Raw genomic sequence first — 17838 nt, forward strand, 5'->3', positions numbered from 1 at the left:
CACAAGGCCGAGGATGACGGAGGGTGGGGTGACGTCCAGCCACATATCGACCCGGTGCTCCATCTGGCGGGCACTCGCGCATGCGCCTAAGCCTTGCAAAGCGTCAACCCCGTTGGCTTTCGTCGCGTGACGCGTTATGGACTGCCCATCCCGCCAGCATCCGGACAAAAGCTCATGACCAATCCCGTCACCGTCGAAGTCACCCGCGGCCTGCTCGTCGAAAGTCGCCATCGCGGCGCGGTGGCTGTGGTCGATGGCGATGGTAAGCTTGTCTTCTCGCTGGGCGATTTCGAGGCCGCGGTCTTCGCCCGCTCGTCCTGCAAAGCGATGCAGGCGCTGCCGCTGATCGAGAGTGGTGCTGCCGATGCCTATGGCTTCGGCGACAAGGAATTGGCGCTTGCCTGTGCCTCGCATAATGGCGAAGAGGAGCATGTGACGCTTGCCGCTTCCATGCTGTCGCGTGCCGGTCGCGATATCGAATCGCTGGAATGCGGCGCCCACTGGTCGATGAGCCAGAAGATCCTGATCCAGCAGGCCCGCATGCTCGATGCGCCGACCGCGCTGCACAACAATTGCTCGGGAAAACATGCCGGTTTCATCTGCGCCTGCTGCCACCAGGACCTCGATCCCAAGGGTTACGTCGGCTACCAGCACCCGCTGCAGGTCGAGATCCGCGCGACGATGGAAAGCCTGACCGGTGCCGTGCTCGGCGCCGATAGCTGCGGCACGGACGGCTGCTCCATCCCGACCTATGCCGTGCCGCTGCGCAGCCTGGCCCATGGTTTTGCCAAAATGGCGACCGGCAACGGCCTGGAACCCTTGCGCGCCAAGGCATCCCGCCGACTGATCGAGGCCTGCATGGCCGAACCCTTCTATGTCGCGGGATCGGGCCGCGCCTGCACCAAGCTGATGCAGATCGCCCCGGGCCGAATCTTCGTCAAGATGGGCGCCGAGGGCGTCTTCTGCGCGGCAATCCCGGAAAAGGGCATCGCCATCGCGCTGAAATGCGAGGATGGCGCCACCCGCGCGGCCGATGCCTTGGTGGCCGCGACACTCGCCCGCTTCTTCGAGACGGAAGATGAGGTGCATGCGGCCCTGATGGCCTATGCCGCAACGCCGATCCGCAATCGGAACGGCATCCATGTCGGCGATGTCAGGGTCACCTCCGCCTTGGCATGATGCCGAAAACTGCGCGCGGCGCTGGTGATTACGCCGCGGCGATCCCGCCGTTGAGATCGCGATAGGGTTTCAGCCTCTCGGCCGTCATCTCCATGGGCACGATCAGCCCCGCCACCTCGGAAATGCCAAGCACCGGGCAGGGCGAGACGAGGTCGAATTTCTCCTCGGTCAGCAGCACATGCGTTTCGGCCGAGCAGCGGGCGATGTGCCGCTTGATCGCCGCTTCCTCGAAATCGCCGGTGGAAAGCCCGTGCACCGGATGCGCTGCGGTGACGCCGAGGAAGAAGAGATCAGGGCGCAGCTGCGAGATCGCCGCCATCGCCGCCGCCCCCGTTGCCACCATCGAATGTTTGTAGAGCCGCCCGCCGGTGAGGATCACCTCGGCGGTCGGATGGTGTTCGAGTTCGGCGGCGATCGTCGGGCTGTGGGTCGCAACCGTCAGCGGCATGTCACGCGGCAAGTGCCGGGCGATCTCCGCCGTCGTCGTGCCGCCGTCGAGGAAGATCATCTGTCCGGGCTTCACCATCGCCGCCGCCGCTGCGCCGAGCCGCGCCTTGATCTCAGACGAGACGCTGCGCCGCGCGGTGAAATCAGGCAGGTCTGGCGCCAGCGGCATCGCCCCGCCATGCACCCGTTTCAACAGCCCCTCCGCCGCCATTTCCCGGAGGTCGCGCCGGATCGTATCTTCCGAAAGTGCGAAATCCTCGGCGACGCGCTTGGCGACCACCTGGCCGTCACGGCGCAGGATGTCGAGAATGAGGGTCTTGCGTTGTGTTGTCAGCATGATCTTTCTGCACGAAATTAAACAGAATAGCCGGATATTGCACGAAATGACTCGACATTCAAGAATTATCGTGCATTTTCACGAAATCCCGTGCATGAGGCCGGGAGAGTGCTCACGCATAAAGCGGAGCGAAGGAGTGGATCATGTTGATTTTGATTGCCGGGCCTTATCGGTCCGGAACGGGCGACGACCCGGAAAAGATGGCCGCCAACCTGAAGCGGCTGGAAGCGCCTTCGCATGCGCTGTTTGAAGCCGGCCACGTGCCGATGATCGGCGAATGGGTGGCCCTGCCGATCTGGCACGCCGCCGGCGGGCGGTCGGTCGGCGACGCGCTCTACGAAGAGATCTTCCACCCGGTCGCCGGCCGGCTGCTGCAGCTCTGCGAGGGCGTCCTGCGCCTGCCCGGCGATTCCAAGGGAGCGGACAACGACGTGCGCATCGCCAGGGAACGCGGCATCCCGGTCTGGCACCGGCTGGAGGATGTGCCGGGCTGCGGTTGAGGGTACGTGTTTTCTCTCCGGAGGGAGAAGGGGTACCTATCGTATCCGGCTGCGTTGGCTGACAAGGCAAGTTAGTGCAAGATCTGCCCCTCACCCTAACCCTCTCCCCGTAAAAACGGGGCGAGGGGACGTGGCAAACGCAGCGTCGAGGTCGGGGAAAGCCGGTGCGGCATGTCCCTTCTCCCCGCAAGCGGGGAGAAGGTGGCGGCAGCCGGATGAGGGGCGCGGCGCGACACACCGATCAAGCTCTCACACTCGCACGCACCCACCCTTGTCCCGATGGAGAAGCAAAACCCAATCCCACCAGTTCCGACCCGCGCACCGGTACGCTATAACCCTTGCCGAAAGGGAGTCGAGAACCATGCTGACACTCTACTACGCACCCGGAACCTGCGCGCTCGCAAGCCTTATTGCCCTGGAAGAATCCGGCCTGGCCTTCGAAGTCAAGAAGATCAGCCTCCGCGATGGCGAGCAGCGCTCGCCGGACTATTTGAAGATCAACCCGAAGGGCCGTGTGCCGGCACTGGTCACCGCCTATGGAGTGCTGACGGAAACGCCGGCCATCCTGGCCTATATCGCCCAGAGCGCGCCGGCCGCCAAGCTGGCGCCGCTTAACGATCCTTTCGAGTTTGCCAGGCTGCAATCCTTCAACAGCTATATCTGCTCGACCGTGCATGTGAACCATGCCCATCGCCCGCGCGGCTCGCGCTGGGCCGACGATCCAGCGGCAATCGAGGCGATGAAGGCCAAGGTGCCTGAGAATATGGCTGATTGTTTCACGCTGATCGAGCAGACGATGTTCGAAGGCCCATGGGTGATGGGCGAAGCCTATTCGCTCGCCGATCCCTATCTCTTCGTGATGACCGACTGGCTGCCGTCCGACGGCATCGATCCCGCCCGGTTCGAAAAGGCGAGCGACCATCACGACCGCATGCTGCAGCGCCCCGCCGTGCAGCGGGCGCTGGCCTACGACCGGGCCTGATCCTTAAATCCGGCGGCAAGTTTTTTCGGCGCCCGGAACAGCCAGGCGCCGATCAGCCGCAGCCGCAATTCCTCGTCGCCGATCACGGCGGCGCGCACCGGCAGATGCGGCCAGCCGACATAATGATCGGTTTGAAAATAGACGTCGGGCGCCATCTCCAGCAGGTGATCCTTGTCGTCGAGGGAAATCGAGATCACGATCGTCTCGGCATTCTTGACTGCGACGAAGCTCTTGCCGCCGACCTTCAGCGCCGGGTTGCCGTAGGAGGTGCTCTCCTCGATATCCGGCAGGCCGGCTTCCGCCGCCAGCCGCTTCAGGCGTTCGAAAATCGCATCGACATCGCCGGCCATGGTCCCGCCCTTTCTGCCAGGGGGAACCTATCATATTTTCACGCGCATTTCGCCAACGGCGGCTCGGCCTCTGCCTGAAAGCCGGCCTGCATCCCAAGCGGCAGATCGGCGATTTCGCGCATCGACATGCGCTCGACCTCGGGATGCCGCAGCGGATCGTCCTTCCAGACGGTGGCATCGGCAATTTCCGAGCTGCCCATAGGAAGGACTGGTCTCAAGAAAAACTTCAGCAACGACATGGCATGCCTCGCTTTCTTCCGTGGCGCGGACGTGATCGCGCAGCAGCTTTTCGCCTCTGCCATCCCCTCCGCCCACGCAGTTATGTTCGAATGGATTGCCTATGCTTGCAATGTCGGCCTCAACAGGCAGATTTTCAATTGAGAATAACGCTGAAGCGCTATAGAAAAACTATATGAAGAACTTGAACATGGTCCATCTCAACGGCCTGCGCGCGCTGGAAGCCGTCGGTCGTCTCGGCTCGCTGCAGGCCGCCGCCGACGAGCTCGGCGTCTCGGTCGGCGCCGTCAGCCAGCAGGTCATCAAGGCCGAAGCCCAGCTCGGTCAGGTGATCTTCGAGCGCACCGCCAGGGGAATGATCGCCACCGAAGCCGGCCGGCCGGTGTTGCTCGCGCTCGACGAGGGTTTTGCCCGTCTTTCGGCGGCGGTGTCGATCGCCAGCCGCAAGGACGATACGATCCTGACGATCTCTGTGGCGCCGGTTTTCGCCGCCCGCTGGCTCGTCCATCGGCTCGATCGCTTCGCCGAGCGTCATCCCGACATCAAGCTGCGGCTGGATGCAACCACCAATCTCGTCAATCCGGCGCTTTGCGACGTCGATATCGGCATCCGCGTCGGCAGCGGCAAGTGGCCTGACGTGAAGGCCGAACTGCTGTTGGAGCAGGAGGTCTTTCCCGTCTGCTCCCCCGAGATGGCGGCGAATTTGAAGGAACCCGCCGATATCCTCGCACTGCCTGCCATCATCGATGGCCGCGCCATGTTTACCTGGGAGGTCTGGATGCGCGCGGCCGGACTATCCGGCGCCACCCTTTCGACCCGCCACGTCTTCAACGATGCCTCGCTCTGCCTCGATGCAGCGATCGCCGGTCAGGGCGTCATGCTGGCCTGGCAGACCCTTGCCGGCTTCGCGCTCGTCGAGGGCCGGCTCGTCGCCCCCTTCGGCATTCGCGCCCGCACAGGCTTCGGTCACTACTTCGTCACCGCCGAAGGCACGCGCGAGCCGAAGAAGGTCAAGGATTTTAAGGCCTGGATCCGTGAGGAAATGGCCGGCACGCTGGCGCTTTTCAAGTAGTTTTCAAACCTCGATCGGCTCCTTGGCCCGCGTCGCCTGCATCGCCTTATAGGCCGGGCGGGACTGGCAGCGCTCGATCCAGGCTTTGACATGGGGATGTGCTTCAAAAAACGCCTCTTCGCTCTGGGCGTAGCGCAGCACCTCGGCGATGTTGAGATCGGCGACGGTGAAGCGGTCGCCGACGATCCATTGCCGGCCGTGAAGGTGGCTTTCGAGAGCCGCCAGCGGCCTGCGCAGCAGGCGGCAGGCGACGGCGATCGTCTGCTTGCCGTCTTCGCTGTTTTCGAGCCCGTCATCATAGGTGAGCACGATCTTCACGGTCTGCGGTTCGACCTGCGAGGCCGCCCAGACCGTCCACATTGTCAGCAATCCGTCTTCTTCGACGGTTTGGCCGGAAGGCGGTCCGCCATATTTGCGCGCGAGGTAGAGGTTGATCGCGAGCGACTCGTGCATGACGAACTCGCCGTCCCTGATGCTGGGAATCTGCGCCATCGGATTGACGGCGATGAAAGCAGGCGAATGCGTATTGAGGGGCGCATCCGCTGAGAGCGGTTCTGCTAGCCGCCTTGCCTGCAGCACCGGCACCGACTGGAATGCGAGCCCGAGTTCCTCCGCCATCCAGTAAACGCGAGACGCGCGCGATCGATAGACCCCGTAGATTGTCAGCATGATGGATATTCCCCTCGATATTGTCCAGGAGAGCGTAAATGCCGGATCGCGTTGCGAAAAGTCCCTGCCGCTGATGGGATGATGAAAGCTTTTGATGCGAGTGCTCGGACCGATCGGGGCTCAGTTCAGATGCACTCCCCCCGCCCGCAAAGATCGAAGCACAATTCCTGCCGGTTCGAAGGAACAATGGCAATGCCAGCGGGTTCGGCTCGGAGATTGGCACCGCCAAGGTGTCCACAGCGACCAACCGCACCCCAAAACATACACCTGCAAACGAAGGAGAATGTCATGACGGGGAAGAAGACGCATGAACAGCAGCTTCGCATCATCGAAAAACGCGAGAACACCGCCAATGCCGACGAGGCCTTCGACGCGGCGTCGGATCTGCACCGCAATGAACAGGCGAAGGAAGCGTATCGAAAAGGCAGCGATTTGAAGACCGGCACCGATTCCGGGAACGAGGATCGGAGCATCGTGCGCGGCCGCAATCAGGAAAGCGGGCATAAAAAGGGAAGCGGTCACCCCTGAGAGGGAAGGAGAACGTCATGGCTTTGACATTGATCAGCAAAGCTTTTGCGCAAAACGAGCCGATTCCTGCGAAATATGCGCGAGCGGGCGAGAACCTCTTTCCGCCGCTGGCCTGGGGCGGCGCTCCTGATGAAACCAGGAGCTTTGCTCTGGTGGTCGAGGATCCGGACGCTCCGCATGGCACGTTCCGCCACTGCGGGATCGCCAACATCCCGGCTGAGTGGACTGCTCTTGGCGAAAGCGCCGATACGGCGCCGGAGCACGCGCCGCGATTCTATCGGAATGATTTCGGCCAAGCCCGTTACGACGGCCCGCAACCGCCGCCCGGCGATCGCCCGCATCGCTATATCTTCCGCCTCGCTGCGCTCGACGTGCCGAAGCTTTCGATTCCGGATGCCGCCGGCATAAGCGCGATGTGGGCAGAGGCGAAGAAACACACATTGGAGGAAGCGACGGTCACCGGCACCTATCAGACACGATAACCAATGGAAATTGACCGTGGATGATCGGCGTGCTCCTCAGGAGACGCGGTTTCTCTCGACGGTGAGCTGCGCATAGGGCGCGCCGCCGCCGGCCATCTCGCCGGAGACCTTCTTCTCCCAATGGAAGCCGAGAACCGCCCCTTCGGCGGTCTCCTGGAACACGTTGTCGGTGATGATGGCGGTCCCCGCGCCATCGGCGACCGAAACCGCGCATCCCACCGACGCCTTGCGCACCACATTGCCTGTCACAACGACGTTGCGCAGATAAGGCCCCCAGCCGATCTGCAGCCCCCAGCGCGGCGCCCCCTCGATCACATTGCCTGAGATCATCGTGTCGGCCTCCGCCGCGATGCCGATGCCGAAACCGACCTCGTGCTGATAGGGGCCGCGCAGCGTCAGGTTGCGCACGATATTACCGGTGACGCTCGCCAGCCGGCCGCCCTCGTCGAAATTGGCGATCGAGATGCCGTTTGCCGCCCCGTCGATCATGTTGGCGGAAACGACGGCGCCCTCGAAGGCGAATTCGACATAGATCGCCGTCTCGCCGGAACGCCGGCACTGATTGCTGCTGATCTGGATGTTCGAGGCCGAATTGGCGCGGATCGCCGTAAAGGCGCAATCGGAGATTTGGTTATTCACCACCATCACGCCGTCGGCGCGGAAGATGTTGATGCCGTTGCCGTTTTGCCCGGTGCCGCCGTCATTGGCGCGCATGTTGGAGATGCGGTTGCCGGAGACGACAGTGCCGTCCTCCGCCTTCTTCCAGCGATGCACCAGGATACCGCCATTGCCGCAATCCGAGACCGTGTTGCCGGTGACCGAGAGGGTGGTGGAATCCACCGCATAAAGCCCGGATTGGGCAGCCCCCGAAATCCGGCTGCGCTCGATCCGCCCGCCGCAGCGCTCCAGTTGCAGGCCGTGCTTGCGGCTACCGCCGATCTCGCAATTGTCGATCAGCACCTCGTCGACGCCGGTAAATTGTAAAAGTCCGCCGGCATAGTCGCCAAGCCAGCGGTTGCCGCCGTCGATGACGAGATTGGAAAGCTCGATCCGCCGCACGTTCTCGGCCGCAAACAGGTGGCCTTCGCCGGTATAGACGATCCGCGAGGCGCCGGGCACACCAGTGATACGCGTATTGTCCGGCAAAGTGAGATTGGAGACCCGGTAGGTGCCGGGCGGCAGGAAGACCGGCACGTTCTCACGAGCTGCCTGTTCGATCATCTGCTGCAGGTTGCGGGTCTTGCTGTTGCCGCTTTCGGGAATAGCGCGATATTCCACCGCGTCGATCGCCCCGCGCAGATCGGGTTGAGCGGCCGCCGTCAGCGGCGAGGCAAGCGTGCGCGATGCCCCTCCCGCAACGGCCGAGGCGGCAAGAAAGAAAAGCATGTTGCGGCGTGAGGGCACCCAGGGATCACTTGTCATAACGCGCCCGTAGCAGGAAACGTGCCAGGCGGCATGTATCGTTTTGGCGCAGGCTTGGCACGGACTGCCAACACTACAGTTGCCGCTGCCGCCGAGGGCAGGATATTGCCGCTAATATTGTCGTGTTGTTCACCCTTTCATTTAAGCAAGCCGAAGGAAATCCCGACTAATTTAAAGAGAAGCTCAAAGAAGACGATTGCGGGATGCGGTCTTTGGCCGGCGGGGAGACGGGCGTCATGCAGGAACCGAGTGCCAGGCGATGGGAATCGACCGACGCCCTGACCGCCGAAACGCGGCGCATCGTCGCCGCGACGGAGGCGATGATGGCATCGACCGCCCATCACCTCTCCGAGGGCATCGAGAACCTGCGCCTCAAGGCGATCGTCCACGAACTTCCGGATTTCCTCTACGTCAAGGACCGTGACAGCCGCTTCGTCTTCGCCAACGCCGTCACCGCCAGCAGCCTCGGCCTGGAGCGCGCCGATCTGATCACCGGCAAGCGCGACTTCGACCTGTTCGATTTCGAGACGGCGTGCCGCCATTTCGACATCGAGCAGCAGATCATGGCGACGGGCGAAGCCCGCATCGACATGGAGGAATCCTACGTCCTTCCCGGCAGCAGAAGGCCGATATGCCGGCTGACCTCGAAGATACCGCTGCGCAACGATCGCGGCGAGATCGTCGGCCTTATCGGCGTTTCCCGTGATATCACCGAACGCAAGCGCCAGGAGGATCTGCATCGCGGCCAGGCGAGCCTGCTCGAAATGATCGCCCGCAACGAGCCGTTGCCGATGATCCTCGAGGCGCTCGTGCTGATGATCGAGGCGCAGCTGGATGGGATTGACGGATCGGTGCTGCTGCTCGACGGCGAGGGCACCAGGCTCTATCACGGCGCCTCTCCCAATCTGCCTGGCGGCTACAGCCGCCTGATCGATGGCGTCACGATCGGCCCCAAGGTCGGCTCCTGCGGCACTGCGGTGTGGCGCGGCCAGACGGTGATCGTCGAGGATGTGACGATCGATCCGCTCTGGGAGGAATTCCGCGCGATGATCGCGCCGTTCGGCTTCCGCTCCTGCTGGTCGACGCCGATCGCCACCTCGCAGAACAACGTGCTCGGCACGTTTGCGCTCTATTCAAAGGAGGTCCGCCGTCCCACCGAGCACGAGAGCAAGCTGGTGGCGCTTGCTACCCACATTGCCGGCATCGCCATCGAGCGCAAGCGTGTCGATGATCGCATCCATTTCATGGCCCATCATGACGATCTCACCGGGCTGCCAAACCGCGCCTTCCTGAAGGAACGGCTGGCGAATATCCTCGACCAGGCCCGGCGCAACAACCGCAAGGTGACCGTTGCCTATATCGATCTCGATAATTTCAAGGACATCAACGACGGCCGCGGCCACGCTGCCGGCGACGAGGTGCTGAAGGAGATCGCTACCCGCATGGCCAACAGCGTCAGGGCGTCCGATATGGTGGTGCGCCTCGGCGGCGACGAATTCCTCGTCGTGCTCGTCCACCAGTCGAGCCATGATGCCGGCATCACGCGCCGCCTTCGCGATCTGCAGAAGGCGATCAACCGGCCGATCCGCGGCGCGGACGGCGAGATCACCGTCACCTCGAGCATCGGCGTTGCCGCCTTCCCCTTCGATGGCGCGACCTCGGAAGAGCTTCTCGCCAATGCCGACCGCGCCATGTACCGCGCCAAGGAACTCGGCCGCAACACATTGCAGCATCACGATGGCGGCGGCACGCCTGTGGGAATGCCGCTCGGCGAGCAGGAGGAGCTGCACCAGGCGATCACCGGCCAGCAGCTGTTCCTGCAATACCAGCCGCAGGTCGATGTCGCCACCGGCCGCATCACCGGGCTCGAGGCGCTGGTGCGCTGGAACCATCCGGCAAAGGGCAGGGTGCCGCCGGTCAATTTCATTCCGCTCGCCGAAGAGACCGGCCTCATCGTTCCCCTCGGTCTCTGGGTGCTGAACGAGGCCTGCCGCCAGGCACGCCACTGGCAAGACATGGGCCTGCCGCCGCTGACGATCGCCGTCAACGTCTCGGCCAAGCAGTTCGCCGATCCGGATTTCGCAACCCATGTCGCCGAGGCGCTGGAGCGCCACCGCCTGCAGTCCCGCTGGCTGGAGCTGGAAGTCACCGAAAGCGTGGTGATGCAGAATGCCGAACGCGCGCTCGCCATGATGGAAACGCTGCGGGGGCTTGGCGTGCGCCTGTCGATCGACGATTTCGGCTCCGGTTATTCCAGCCTGGCGGCGCTGAAGACCTTCCCCTTCGACCGCCTGAAAATGGACCGCTCCCTGGTCGAGGCCCTGCCGGGCGACAAGACCGCCGTCGCCATTGCCTCGGCGGTCATTTCGCTGGCGCAGACGCTGAAGCTCTCGGTACTCGCCGAAGGCGTCGAAACCGACGCCCAGATGGATTTCCTGCGCCAGGCCCATTGCGAGGAGGCGCAAGGCTTCCGCTTCTCCAAGCCGGTCTCCCCGGAGGAGATCCCGGCATTGCTGCGGGCGCGCAGTCTCTGAACCCTACTTGACGAGTTTGCCGATCGCTTCGATCTCGTTCGTCCATATGCCTGCCGCATAGTCCTCAGGCAGCCGCGCCAGTTGCGCTGGGTCGTCGATGCCGGTGGAAAAATCGCTGCCGCGATAGGGGCCGAGAACGAAAACCTCGGTCCCGGCATCTGCCATCCGGTTGAGAAAACGATCCGGCCAGCCCCAGAGCCACGGCGCGATATTGATCGGCACCAGCATCATCGCATGTTTGCATTCATCCGGTAGCAGGCCGGTCCAGCCATAGCCGATATAGCCGGTGAGGCAGCCCTTCAGGGTCTTGCGCGAGGCGGTCTTGATATCCGGAGCCATCAGGCGGAGAACGTCGATCGGCTCGTCGCCGCCATAGACGATGATCCCGGCCCGTCGCTCAGTGGTAAGCCCGTTGAGCACGGCGGCGAGCTTTTCACCCTCTGAAGGATCGCGGCTCTTGATGTTGATCAGGAAGCGCCGATCCGGAAAACTCGACAGCACCTCGGCAAGCGTCGGCATCATGCCGATGCCCCGGCCGCGAAAGGGAAAGGTCTTGCCGCCATCGGCAGTATAGCCATAGCCGATATCGAGCTTCCTCATGTCAGCCATCGAATGCTCGCGGGTGACGCCATGCCCTTCGGTGCGGCAGTCGAGCGTCCAGTCGTGAAAGACGGCGAATTCGCCGTCGGTCGTCGCATGCACGTCGATCTCGACGATATCGGCGCCGGCCGCAAAACCTGCCTGCATCGACGGAAGTGTGTTTTCGAGATAGTCGTGTTTCGGCGCGAGCATGCGGCTCGCCGTACAGGTGTCGTTCTTGAGATCGGTTTCGTCGAAGCGTTGGGCGATGCCGCGATGGGCGAGCAGCACCGGCTTTCCCGGCCGATGTTCGGCGAGCAGGCTGGTATTGTTGAGATAGATGCCGGCGGCGGCAACCGCGATCGCCGCGGCGCAATAGAAAAGCTTCCTGCCCAAAGCTGATCCCCCTCTGGTTGCATCGACGAGCAAGTGCTAGAAAGCGATTCCGGTTGTTCTTGGGCTGTTTTCCGGTTTTTCTATGCTGCGACAACAATGAGTCTGATCGCTATGGAATTTGACGACGACGAGCTCATCCATTTCGAAGCGCACGGCGCCGCGCCGCTGCCGCCGGCGGCAGTCGACGGTCATATCGCACATGACGGCGCCCGTATCTGGTATGCGAGCTATGGCTCTGGCCCACCCGTCATTCTGCTGCATGGCGGCCTCGGCCACAGCGGCAACTGGGGCTATCAGGTGCCGGCACTCTTGCGCCGCGGCCGCCGCGTTGTGCTGATCGACAGCCGCGGCCATGGAAGAAGCACCCGCGATTCCCGTCCCTATAGCTATGAGCTGATGGCTTCAGATGTGCTCGCCGTCATGGACGAACTGCATCTCGACAAGGCGGCCATTATCGGCTGGAGCGACGGCGCCTGCATCGCTTTGATCCTCGCCATGGCGGCGCCGTCGCGGGTCGAGGGCGTCTTTTTCTTCGGCTGCAACATGGATCCGAGCGGCACGCGGGAATTCGTTCCGACCCCCGTCATCGACCGATGCTTCAGCCGACATGCCAAGGATTATGCGGCGCTTTCCACCACGCCGGATGATTTCAATCCCTTCGTCGAGGCGGTCAGCCTGATGATGCGGACGGAGCCGAACTATCAGGCCGCCGACTTGGGCCTGATCCGCGTGCCGGTCGCGATCGTGCTTGCCGAGCACGACGAATTCATCAAGCCGGAGCATGCCGAATATCTTGCTCGCAGCATTCCGAACGCTGAGATGATCTATCTCACAAGCGTCAGCCATTTCGCGCCGCTGCAGCGGCCGTCGCAATTTAATGCCGCTGTGGAATCTTTCCTCGATCGAATAGGGTCGTGACGATCGCCGGCGTTGAGCCGCAGCGCATTCGCCAGTCCCTTCTTCTCGCCTCTGGCCTCGCGCCCATTTCCCGCTATCTCTCGTTTCATGAGACCTGATGCGCTGCTCTATCCCGCCCCGGAGGGGCTCTATTGCCCGGAAGGCGGCTTTTATGTCGATCCGGTGCGGCCCGTCGAGCAGGCGCTTGTCACCCACGGCCATTCGGACCATGCCCGCCCCGGCCATGTGAACGTGCTCGCCACCCGCCAGACGCTCGACATCATGCGCTTGCGTTACGGCGACGGTTTCTGCGCCAGCGAGCAGGCGGCAGCCTTCGGCGAGGAGCTGCTGGTCAACGGCGTCAAGGTGAGCTTTCATCCGGCCGGCCATGTGCTCGGCTCCGCCCAGATCGCCATCGAGAAGAACGGCACCCGCATCGTCGTCTCCGGCGACTACAAACGCCGCCCCGACCCGACCTGCGCCGCCTATGAGCCGGTTGCCTGCGATGTCTTCATCACCGAGGCGACCTTCGGCCTGCCAGTCTTCCATCATCCCGATCCGATGGAGGAGACGGCCAAGCTCTTGGCGTCGCTGCGTCAATTTCCCGAGCGCACCCATCTCGTCGGCGCCTATGCGCTCGGCAAGGCCCAGCGCGTCATCCGGCTGCTGCGCGATGCCGGTTATGCCGAACCGATCTATATCCACGGCGCCATGGAAACTCTCTGCGACTATTACATCGGGCAGGGCATCGATCTCGGCGAGCTGCTGCCGGCGACGATCGAAAGCCGCGACAAGTCCGTCTTCAGGGGTGCGGTCGTCATCGGCCCGTCATCGGCCTTCGCCGACCGCTGGGCTCGGCGCTTCAACGAGCCGCTGCCGGCCTTCGCCTCCGGCTGGATGATGGTGCGCCAGCGCGCCAAGCAGCTCGGCGTCGAACTGCCGCTGGTCATTTCCGATCATTGCGACTGGCCGGAACTGACCGAAACGATCCGGGAACTGCACCCGGCCGAGGTCTGGGTGACGCATGGCCGCGAGGAGGCTTTGGTGCGCTGGTGCCAATTGCAGGGCATCAAGGCGAAACCGCTGCACCTGGTGGGTTACGAGGACGAGGGGGATTGAGAGTGGAGTTTGTCGCTGAAAACCCCTCCCCAACCCCTCCCCACAAGGGGGAGGGGCTAAGCCGTTGCACCGCCTCGCAAACCAACAAGCCGGCCACATGCTCTGCGCTGGACGATGAATGCGGCGAGGGCCGCGCATTAAGTCCCTCCCCCTTGTGGGGAGGGGTTGGGGAGGGTTTTTTTCCACATGCCATTGGGGAGGGGCCTTCCTCAGAAGTCGGGAGGCACCCATGAAAGCCTTCGCCGATCTCCTCGATCGCCTGGTGCTGACCCCCAGCCGTAACGGCAAGCTGAAGCTTCTCACCGACTATTTCCGCGACACGCCGGACCCTGACCGCGGTTACGGCCTTGCCGCCATCGCCGGCACGCTGGAGGTGCGCAACGTCAAGCCCGCCATGCTGCGCGAGCTGGTGCTGGAGCGCATGGACGAGGTGCTGTTTCGCTATTCCTACGACTATGTCGGCGATCTTGCCGAAACCATCTCGCTCGTCTGGGACAATGAGCGGGATATCGACCGCTCGGCCCTTGCCCAGCCGCGTCTCGGCGAGGTCGTCACCGGCATGAACGCGCTCGGCCGCACCGAAGTGCGCAGCTACGTCCGCGATCTTCTCGACCGGCTGGATTCGTCCGGCCGTTTCGCCTTCATCAAGCTTGCCACCGGCGCCATGCGCATCGGCGTTTCCGCCCGCCTTGCCAAGCAGGCGCTCGCCGATCTCGGCGACAAGGACGTTATCGAAATCGAAACCCTCTGGCATGGCCTGCAGCCGCCCTATGAGACGCTGTTCGAATGGCTGGCGGGTGGCGGCGAAAAGCCGGTGCTGGCGACACCGGCGATCTTCCATTCCGTCATGCTCGCCAATGCGGTGGAGGAGGGCGATCTGACCGGTCTCGATCCGGTGAATTATGCCGCCGAATGGAAATGGGACGGCATCCGCGTCCAGCTCTCCCGCTCCGGCGACAGGCGCAAGATCTATTCCCGCTCCGGCGACGACATTTCAGGCGCCTTTCCGGATATTCTCGACGCGATCAATTTTTCCGGCGTCGTCGACGGCGAGCTGCTGGTGGGCGGCACCGCCCGCTCCAATAGCCCGACCCGCACCTTCTCCGACCTGCAGCAGCGCCTGAACCGCAAAACGGTGACGGCAAAGATGCTTGGCGATTACCCCGCCTTCATCCGCACCTATGACCTGCTCTTCGATGGCGACGACGACGTCCGCGGCCGCACCTATGTCGATCGCCGCGACCGGCTGACCGAGATCATCGACCGCGCCCCCCATGACCGTTTCGACCTCTCGCCGCTCGTGCCGTTCTCGTCGTGGGAAGAGCTCGATCGTCTCCGCGCCGCGCCGCCCGATCCGGTCATCGAAGGCGTGATGATCAAGCGCCGCGACAGCATCTACCAGGCCGGCCGCATGAAGGGTCCCTGGTTCAAGTGGAAGCGCGACCCCTATAATGTCGATGCGGTGCTGATGTATGCCCAGCGCGGCCACGGCAAGCGCTCCAGCTACTATTCCGATTTCACCTTCGGCGTCTGGGCCGATGACGAGGACGGCGAACAACTGGTGCCTGTCGGCAAGGCCTATTTCGGCTTCACCGATGCCGAGCTCGAGGTGCTCGACAAATTCGTGCGCAACAATACCACCGAGCGTTTCGGCCCGGTGCGCGCCGTGCGCGCCGACAAGGATTTCGGCTTCGTCGTCGAAGTGGCCTTCGAGGGCATCAACCGTTCGACCCGGCACAAATCGGGGGTCGCCATGCGCTTCCCCCGCATCGCCCGCCTTCGCCCCGACAAACCTTCCTACGAGGCGGACAGGCTGCGCACGCTGATCGCCATGATCGACGCCAAGCCCGAGTGATCGGCGAGGCGCCTGCGCAACAATGACGCAGGGCGATATATTCAACACGATGTGTATTGGCGGCAACGGGCGCTCGGTGCACATCTGGGGTGCGGGGGAAATGATTTGGGTGCTGCGTTATGAGCTCGCATGAACAAGATTCCTTTTTCCGCCAGCGCCGTGCCGTGCTGGCCGGTCTTGCCGGTGCACTTGTCCTGCCGCGCATGGCGGCCGCATTCGATGTCCCGGACGAGCCGCGGCTTGCCAAGCGCGACTATGCCAAGGTCCGCCACCAGTTCCGCACCAAGCTGTTGCAGAAGGGTCCGGCGCCTGACAAATACGAACCGCTGAATGCGCCTGCCGATGCCGACAGGATCTTCTACCGCTCGGGTTACGGCGAGCTGGAGCTGGCGGCCTGGGTCTCCAAATACAAGCGCCAACGCGCCGCCAGGCCGGCGGTGCTCTTCCTGCACGGCGGCAATGCCATGGGCATCGGCCATTGGCAGCTGATGAAGCCCTATATGGATGCTGGTTATGTCGTGATGATGCCGTCGCTGCGCGGCGAAAACGGCCAGATGGGCAATTTTTCCGGCTTCTACGATGAGGTCGACGACGTGCTCGCCGCCACAGAACGCCTGGCGCACCTGCCGGGTGTCGATCCCGAACGTCTCTTCATCGCCGGCCACAGCATCGGCGGCACGCTGACCATGCTGACGGCGATGAGCACTCACAAATTTCGCGCCGCCCTGCCGATATCAGGCAACCCCGATGCCTTCCGCTTCTTCAACCGCTACCCGCAGGACATCCGTTTCGACGACAGCAATGCGCATGAATTCGAGGTGCGTTCGGCGCTGTGTTACGCCCACAGCTTCAAATGCCCGGTCCGCGTCGTCCACGGCACCGAGGAGCCGCATTTCAACGACCGCGCCGATCTGCTGGCCCGCCGCGCCCGCGCAGCCGGCGTTCATATCGAGACGGAAACCGTCGCCGGCAATCACACCTCGGCGCTGCCGGCCGAGATCGAACAGAGCATCCGCTTCTTCCACGGGGTGGCGGCCTGAATTCCAGCCGCTTCAAATTGAGGGCCATTGGCCCTATATTGCTGGGATGACGACGAACGCAGAGGGCATGCCAGAGAGCATGCCGGAAAGCATGATTGTGCCGAACGACTTCCCCGAGCTGAAATCGCTCGCCTGGAATCGCGATCCCGCGCGCGCCATGCCCGCCGGCGAGGCCTTGGCGCTTTATGAACGCGACTGGCGTTTCGTCGATACCGGCAGGCTGACCGAGCAGGAGACGCAGCTGATCCGCGAACTGGCCGCCACCTATGGCAACGGCGTCCTGCTCGTTTCCTGATTTTCCACCCCAACGCCAGCCTCGCGCCAGCCGCGGATGCCATCGTTCCGGCAGATATCGCTGTCTCGCCGATCGTTGATAAGGGTGGTTCCATGAATTTTCTGCGCCGGGTCTTCCCGCTTGCCGGGCTTGTGATTGCGGTTGCGTCGCTGAGCGGCTGCAACATCCTCATTCCCGATGTCGCCGCCGATTCGCCCGCCCGCTTCGTCCAGGAAACCTCGCCGGTCTTCTATCAGCCGCCCGGCGTCGATCCGCGCCGGGTGCGGCCGATCCCCGATCAGCCGGTGCCGCAGACGCGCGAGCTCTACAAGACCCAGTTCCACCAGACCTATGGCCTGCCCGTCACCAATCCCGTGCACATGGCAATGTATGGCCAGCAGCGCGACGAGGATTTCACCCTGCCGGCGATCCCGGTTAGCCGCGTGCAGCCGCAATTCCTGCGCCAGGAGGTCGATTATCAGACGACCGAGCGTCCCGGCACAGTGGTCATCGATACCAAGGCGCATTTCCTCTATTTCGTCGAGGGCAACGGCAAGGCGATGCGCTACGGCGTCGGCCTCGGTCGCGATGGTTACGCCTGGTCGGGCCGCGGCGTCATCCAGTGGAAGCAGAAATGGCCGCGCTGGACGCCGTCGGTCGAAATGGTCTCGCGCCAGCCTGAAGTTCGCCCGTTTGGGGCGGAGAATGGCGGCATGAATCCGGGGCTGATGAACCCGCTCGGCGCCCGCGCCATGTATATTTTCAAGGACGGGCAGGATACGCTCTACCGTGTCCACGGCACACCCGACTGGCAGTCGATCGGCAAGGCCACCTCGTCGGGCTGCGTGCGCATGCTGAACCAGGACGTCGTCGATCTCTACGACCGCCTTCCTGCCAAGGCCGAGATCGTTGTGATGTAGCGCTGCAACAGCGCTTCCC

19 protein-coding genes are annotated in these 17838 nt (G+C 63.3%); 13 read left to right on the forward strand and 6 right to left on the reverse strand.

From position 1 onward, the window contains the following. Positions 1 to 174 precede the first annotated feature (174 nt). The gene (locus V8P77_RS30695; protein WP_335915969.1) at positions 175 to 1179 is read left to right on the forward strand and encodes an asparaginase; all 1005 of its coding nucleotides are present in this window, start codon (positions 175 to 177) and stop codon (positions 1177 to 1179) included. Positions 1180 to 1207: 28 nt separating this feature from the next. Here V8P77_RS30695 and V8P77_RS30700 read toward each other — a convergent pair whose 3' ends face one another. Then, the gene (locus V8P77_RS30700) at positions 1208 to 1963 is read right to left on the reverse strand and encodes a DeoR/GlpR family DNA-binding transcription regulator (protein ID WP_335915971.1); all 756 of its coding nucleotides are present in this window, start codon (positions 1961 to 1963) and stop codon (positions 1208 to 1210) included. A gap of 143 nt (positions 1964 to 2106) precedes the next feature. On the opposite strand from V8P77_RS30700, the gene V8P77_RS30705 reads away from it, so the two are divergent. Then, on the forward strand, positions 2107 to 2463 hold the full coding sequence (locus V8P77_RS30705) for a hypothetical protein (protein WP_003546432.1): 357 nt from the start codon (positions 2107 to 2109) through the stop codon (positions 2461 to 2463). Between the two features lie 361 nt (positions 2464 to 2824). Beyond that, complete coding sequence (locus tag V8P77_RS30710) at positions 2825 to 3445, forward strand: glutathione S-transferase family protein (RefSeq protein ID WP_335915980.1); 621 nt, start codon at positions 2825 to 2827, stop codon at positions 3443 to 3445. Here the strand turns inward: V8P77_RS30710 and V8P77_RS30715 are convergent. Both V8P77_RS30715 and V8P77_RS30720 read right to left on the reverse strand, forming a co-directional pair. Further along, positions 3430 to 3795, reverse strand: coding sequence for an MmcQ/YjbR family DNA-binding protein (locus V8P77_RS30715; protein WP_335915981.1), 366 nt, complete (start codon positions 3793 to 3795; stop codon positions 3430 to 3432). The two genes, V8P77_RS30710 and V8P77_RS30715, sit on opposite strands and share 16 nt — an antisense overlap. A 38-nt stretch (positions 3796 to 3833) precedes the next feature. Next, a complete protein-coding gene (locus V8P77_RS30720) occupies positions 3834 to 4034 on the reverse strand; it encodes a hypothetical protein (RefSeq protein WP_335915982.1) in 201 nt (66 codons plus the stop codon). A 173-nt stretch (positions 4035 to 4207) separates the two neighbouring features. On the opposite strand from V8P77_RS30720, the gene V8P77_RS30725 reads away from it, so the two are divergent. Further along, entirely contained in the window at positions 4208 to 5104 is an 897-nt protein-coding gene (locus V8P77_RS30725; protein ID WP_335915983.1) for a LysR substrate-binding domain-containing protein, read from the forward strand. A 3-nt stretch (positions 5105 to 5107) separates the two neighbouring features. Here V8P77_RS30725 and V8P77_RS30730 read toward each other — a convergent pair whose 3' ends face one another. Next, positions 5108 to 5773: a glutathione S-transferase family protein gene (locus V8P77_RS30730; RefSeq protein WP_335915984.1), complete on the reverse strand. Its 666-nt coding sequence runs from the start codon at positions 5771 to 5773 to the stop codon at positions 5108 to 5110. Positions 5774 to 6061: 288 nt separating this feature from the next. On the opposite strand from V8P77_RS30730, the gene V8P77_RS30735 reads away from it, so the two are divergent. Further along, the gene (locus tag V8P77_RS30735; RefSeq protein ID WP_335915986.1) at positions 6062 to 6301 is read left to right on the forward strand and encodes a hypothetical protein; all 240 of its coding nucleotides are present in this window, start codon (positions 6062 to 6064) and stop codon (positions 6299 to 6301) included. Positions 6302 to 6318: 17 nt separating this feature from the next. Then, the gene (locus tag V8P77_RS30740; RefSeq protein ID WP_335915988.1) at positions 6319 to 6783 is read left to right on the forward strand and encodes a YbhB/YbcL family Raf kinase inhibitor-like protein; all 465 of its coding nucleotides are present in this window, start codon (positions 6319 to 6321) and stop codon (positions 6781 to 6783) included. 36 nt (positions 6784 to 6819) lie between these two features. On the opposite strand, the gene V8P77_RS30745 is transcribed toward V8P77_RS30740, so the two are convergent. Then, positions 6820 to 8187 (reverse strand): TIGR03808 family TAT-translocated repetitive protein, encoded by a 1368-nt coding sequence (locus V8P77_RS30745; RefSeq protein ID WP_335916071.1) that lies wholly within the window; start codon positions 8185 to 8187, stop codon positions 6820 to 6822. Positions 8188 to 8441: 254 nt separating this feature from the next. Here V8P77_RS30745 and V8P77_RS30750 point away from each other — a divergent pair, with 254 nt between their 5' ends. Then, complete coding sequence (locus V8P77_RS30750) at positions 8442 to 10739, forward strand: sensor domain-containing protein (RefSeq protein WP_335915989.1); 2298 nt, start codon at positions 8442 to 8444, stop codon at positions 10737 to 10739. Positions 10740 to 10742: 3 nt separating this feature from the next. Here V8P77_RS30750 and V8P77_RS30755 read toward each other — a convergent pair whose 3' ends face one another. Further along, the gene (locus V8P77_RS30755; RefSeq protein ID WP_335915991.1) at positions 10743 to 11714 is read right to left on the reverse strand and encodes a glycerophosphodiester phosphodiesterase family protein; all 972 of its coding nucleotides are present in this window, start codon (positions 11712 to 11714) and stop codon (positions 10743 to 10745) included. Positions 11715 to 11825: 111 nt separating this feature from the next. On the opposite strand from V8P77_RS30755, the gene V8P77_RS30760 reads away from it, so the two are divergent. The 6 genes from V8P77_RS30760 to V8P77_RS30785 all read left to right on the forward strand — a co-directional run bounded on the left by V8P77_RS30760 (position 11826) and on the right by V8P77_RS30785 (position 17819). After that, positions 11826 to 12632, forward strand: a complete 807-nt coding sequence (locus V8P77_RS30760) for an alpha/beta fold hydrolase (RefSeq protein ID WP_335916072.1) — start codon at positions 11826 to 11828, stop codon at positions 12630 to 12632. 87 nt (positions 12633 to 12719) lie between these two features. After that, positions 12720 to 13730, forward strand: a complete 1011-nt coding sequence (locus tag V8P77_RS30765) for a ligase-associated DNA damage response exonuclease (protein ID WP_335916073.1) — start codon at positions 12720 to 12722, stop codon at positions 13728 to 13730. Between the two features lie 229 nt (positions 13731 to 13959). Continuing rightward, positions 13960 to 15585, forward strand: a complete 1626-nt coding sequence (locus V8P77_RS30770; RefSeq protein ID WP_335915993.1) for a cisplatin damage response ATP-dependent DNA ligase — start codon at positions 13960 to 13962, stop codon at positions 15583 to 15585. Positions 15586 to 15704: 119 nt separating this feature from the next. Next, on the forward strand, positions 15705 to 16625 hold the full coding sequence (locus V8P77_RS30775) for an alpha/beta hydrolase family protein (RefSeq protein ID WP_335915994.1): 921 nt from the start codon (positions 15705 to 15707) through the stop codon (positions 16623 to 16625). Between the two features lie 46 nt (positions 16626 to 16671). After that, positions 16672 to 16920, forward strand: a complete 249-nt coding sequence (locus V8P77_RS30780; protein WP_335915995.1) for a hypothetical protein — start codon at positions 16672 to 16674, stop codon at positions 16918 to 16920. A gap of 92 nt (positions 16921 to 17012) precedes the next feature. Continuing rightward, positions 17013 to 17819 (forward strand): L,D-transpeptidase, encoded by an 807-nt coding sequence (locus V8P77_RS30785; RefSeq protein ID WP_335915996.1) that lies wholly within the window; start codon positions 17013 to 17015, stop codon positions 17817 to 17819. Positions 17820 to 17838 lie beyond the last annotated feature (19 nt).

Origin of the sequence: Rhizobium aouanii, from assembly GCF_037002925.1 — a bacterium.
GTDB classification, from domain to species: Bacteria; Pseudomonadota; Alphaproteobacteria; order Rhizobiales; family Rhizobiaceae; genus Rhizobium; species Rhizobium aouanii.

What these genes read in the sequence shown, in the direction of transcription:
- V8P77_RS30695 (WP_335915969.1), top strand. Translation starts at nt 175, where the DNA reads ATGACCAATCCCGTCACCGTCGAAGTCACCCGCGGCCTGCTCGTCGAA.
- V8P77_RS30700 (WP_335915971.1), bottom strand. Translation starts at nt 1,963, where the DNA reads ATGCTGACAACACAACGCAAGACCCTCATTCTCGACATCCTGCGCCGT.
- V8P77_RS30705 (WP_003546432.1), top strand. Translation starts at nt 2,107, where the DNA reads ATGTTGATTTTGATTGCCGGGCCTTATCGGTCCGGAACGGGCGACGAC.
- V8P77_RS30710 (WP_335915980.1), top strand. Translation starts at nt 2,825, where the DNA reads ATGCTGACACTCTACTACGCACCCGGAACCTGCGCGCTCGCAAGCCTT.
- V8P77_RS30715 (WP_335915981.1), bottom strand. Translation starts at nt 3,795, where the DNA reads ATGGCCGGCGATGTCGATGCGATTTTCGAACGCCTGAAGCGGCTGGCG.
- V8P77_RS30720 (WP_335915982.1), bottom strand. Translation starts at nt 4,034, where the DNA reads ATGTCGTTGCTGAAGTTTTTCTTGAGACCAGTCCTTCCTATGGGCAGC.
- V8P77_RS30725 (WP_335915983.1), top strand. Translation starts at nt 4,208, where the DNA reads ATGAAGAACTTGAACATGGTCCATCTCAACGGCCTGCGCGCGCTGGAA.
- V8P77_RS30730 (WP_335915984.1), bottom strand. Translation starts at nt 5,773, where the DNA reads ATGCTGACAATCTACGGGGTCTATCGATCGCGCGCGTCTCGCGTTTAC.
- V8P77_RS30735 (WP_335915986.1), top strand. Translation starts at nt 6,062, where the DNA reads ATGACGGGGAAGAAGACGCATGAACAGCAGCTTCGCATCATCGAAAAA.
- V8P77_RS30740 (WP_335915988.1), top strand. Translation starts at nt 6,319, where the DNA reads ATGGCTTTGACATTGATCAGCAAAGCTTTTGCGCAAAACGAGCCGATT.
- V8P77_RS30750 (WP_335915989.1), top strand. Translation starts at nt 8,442, where the DNA reads ATGCAGGAACCGAGTGCCAGGCGATGGGAATCGACCGACGCCCTGACC.
- V8P77_RS30760 (WP_335916072.1), top strand. Translation starts at nt 11,826, where the DNA reads ATGGAATTTGACGACGACGAGCTCATCCATTTCGAAGCGCACGGCGCC.
- V8P77_RS30765 (WP_335916073.1), top strand. Translation starts at nt 12,720, where the DNA reads ATGAGACCTGATGCGCTGCTCTATCCCGCCCCGGAGGGGCTCTATTGC.
- V8P77_RS30770 (WP_335915993.1), top strand. Translation starts at nt 13,960, where the DNA reads ATGAAAGCCTTCGCCGATCTCCTCGATCGCCTGGTGCTGACCCCCAGC.
- V8P77_RS30775 (WP_335915994.1), top strand. Translation starts at nt 15,705, where the DNA reads ATGAGCTCGCATGAACAAGATTCCTTTTTCCGCCAGCGCCGTGCCGTG.
- V8P77_RS30780 (WP_335915995.1), top strand. Translation starts at nt 16,672, where the DNA reads ATGACGACGAACGCAGAGGGCATGCCAGAGAGCATGCCGGAAAGCATG.
- V8P77_RS30785 (WP_335915996.1), top strand. Translation starts at nt 17,013, where the DNA reads ATGAATTTTCTGCGCCGGGTCTTCCCGCTTGCCGGGCTTGTGATTGCG.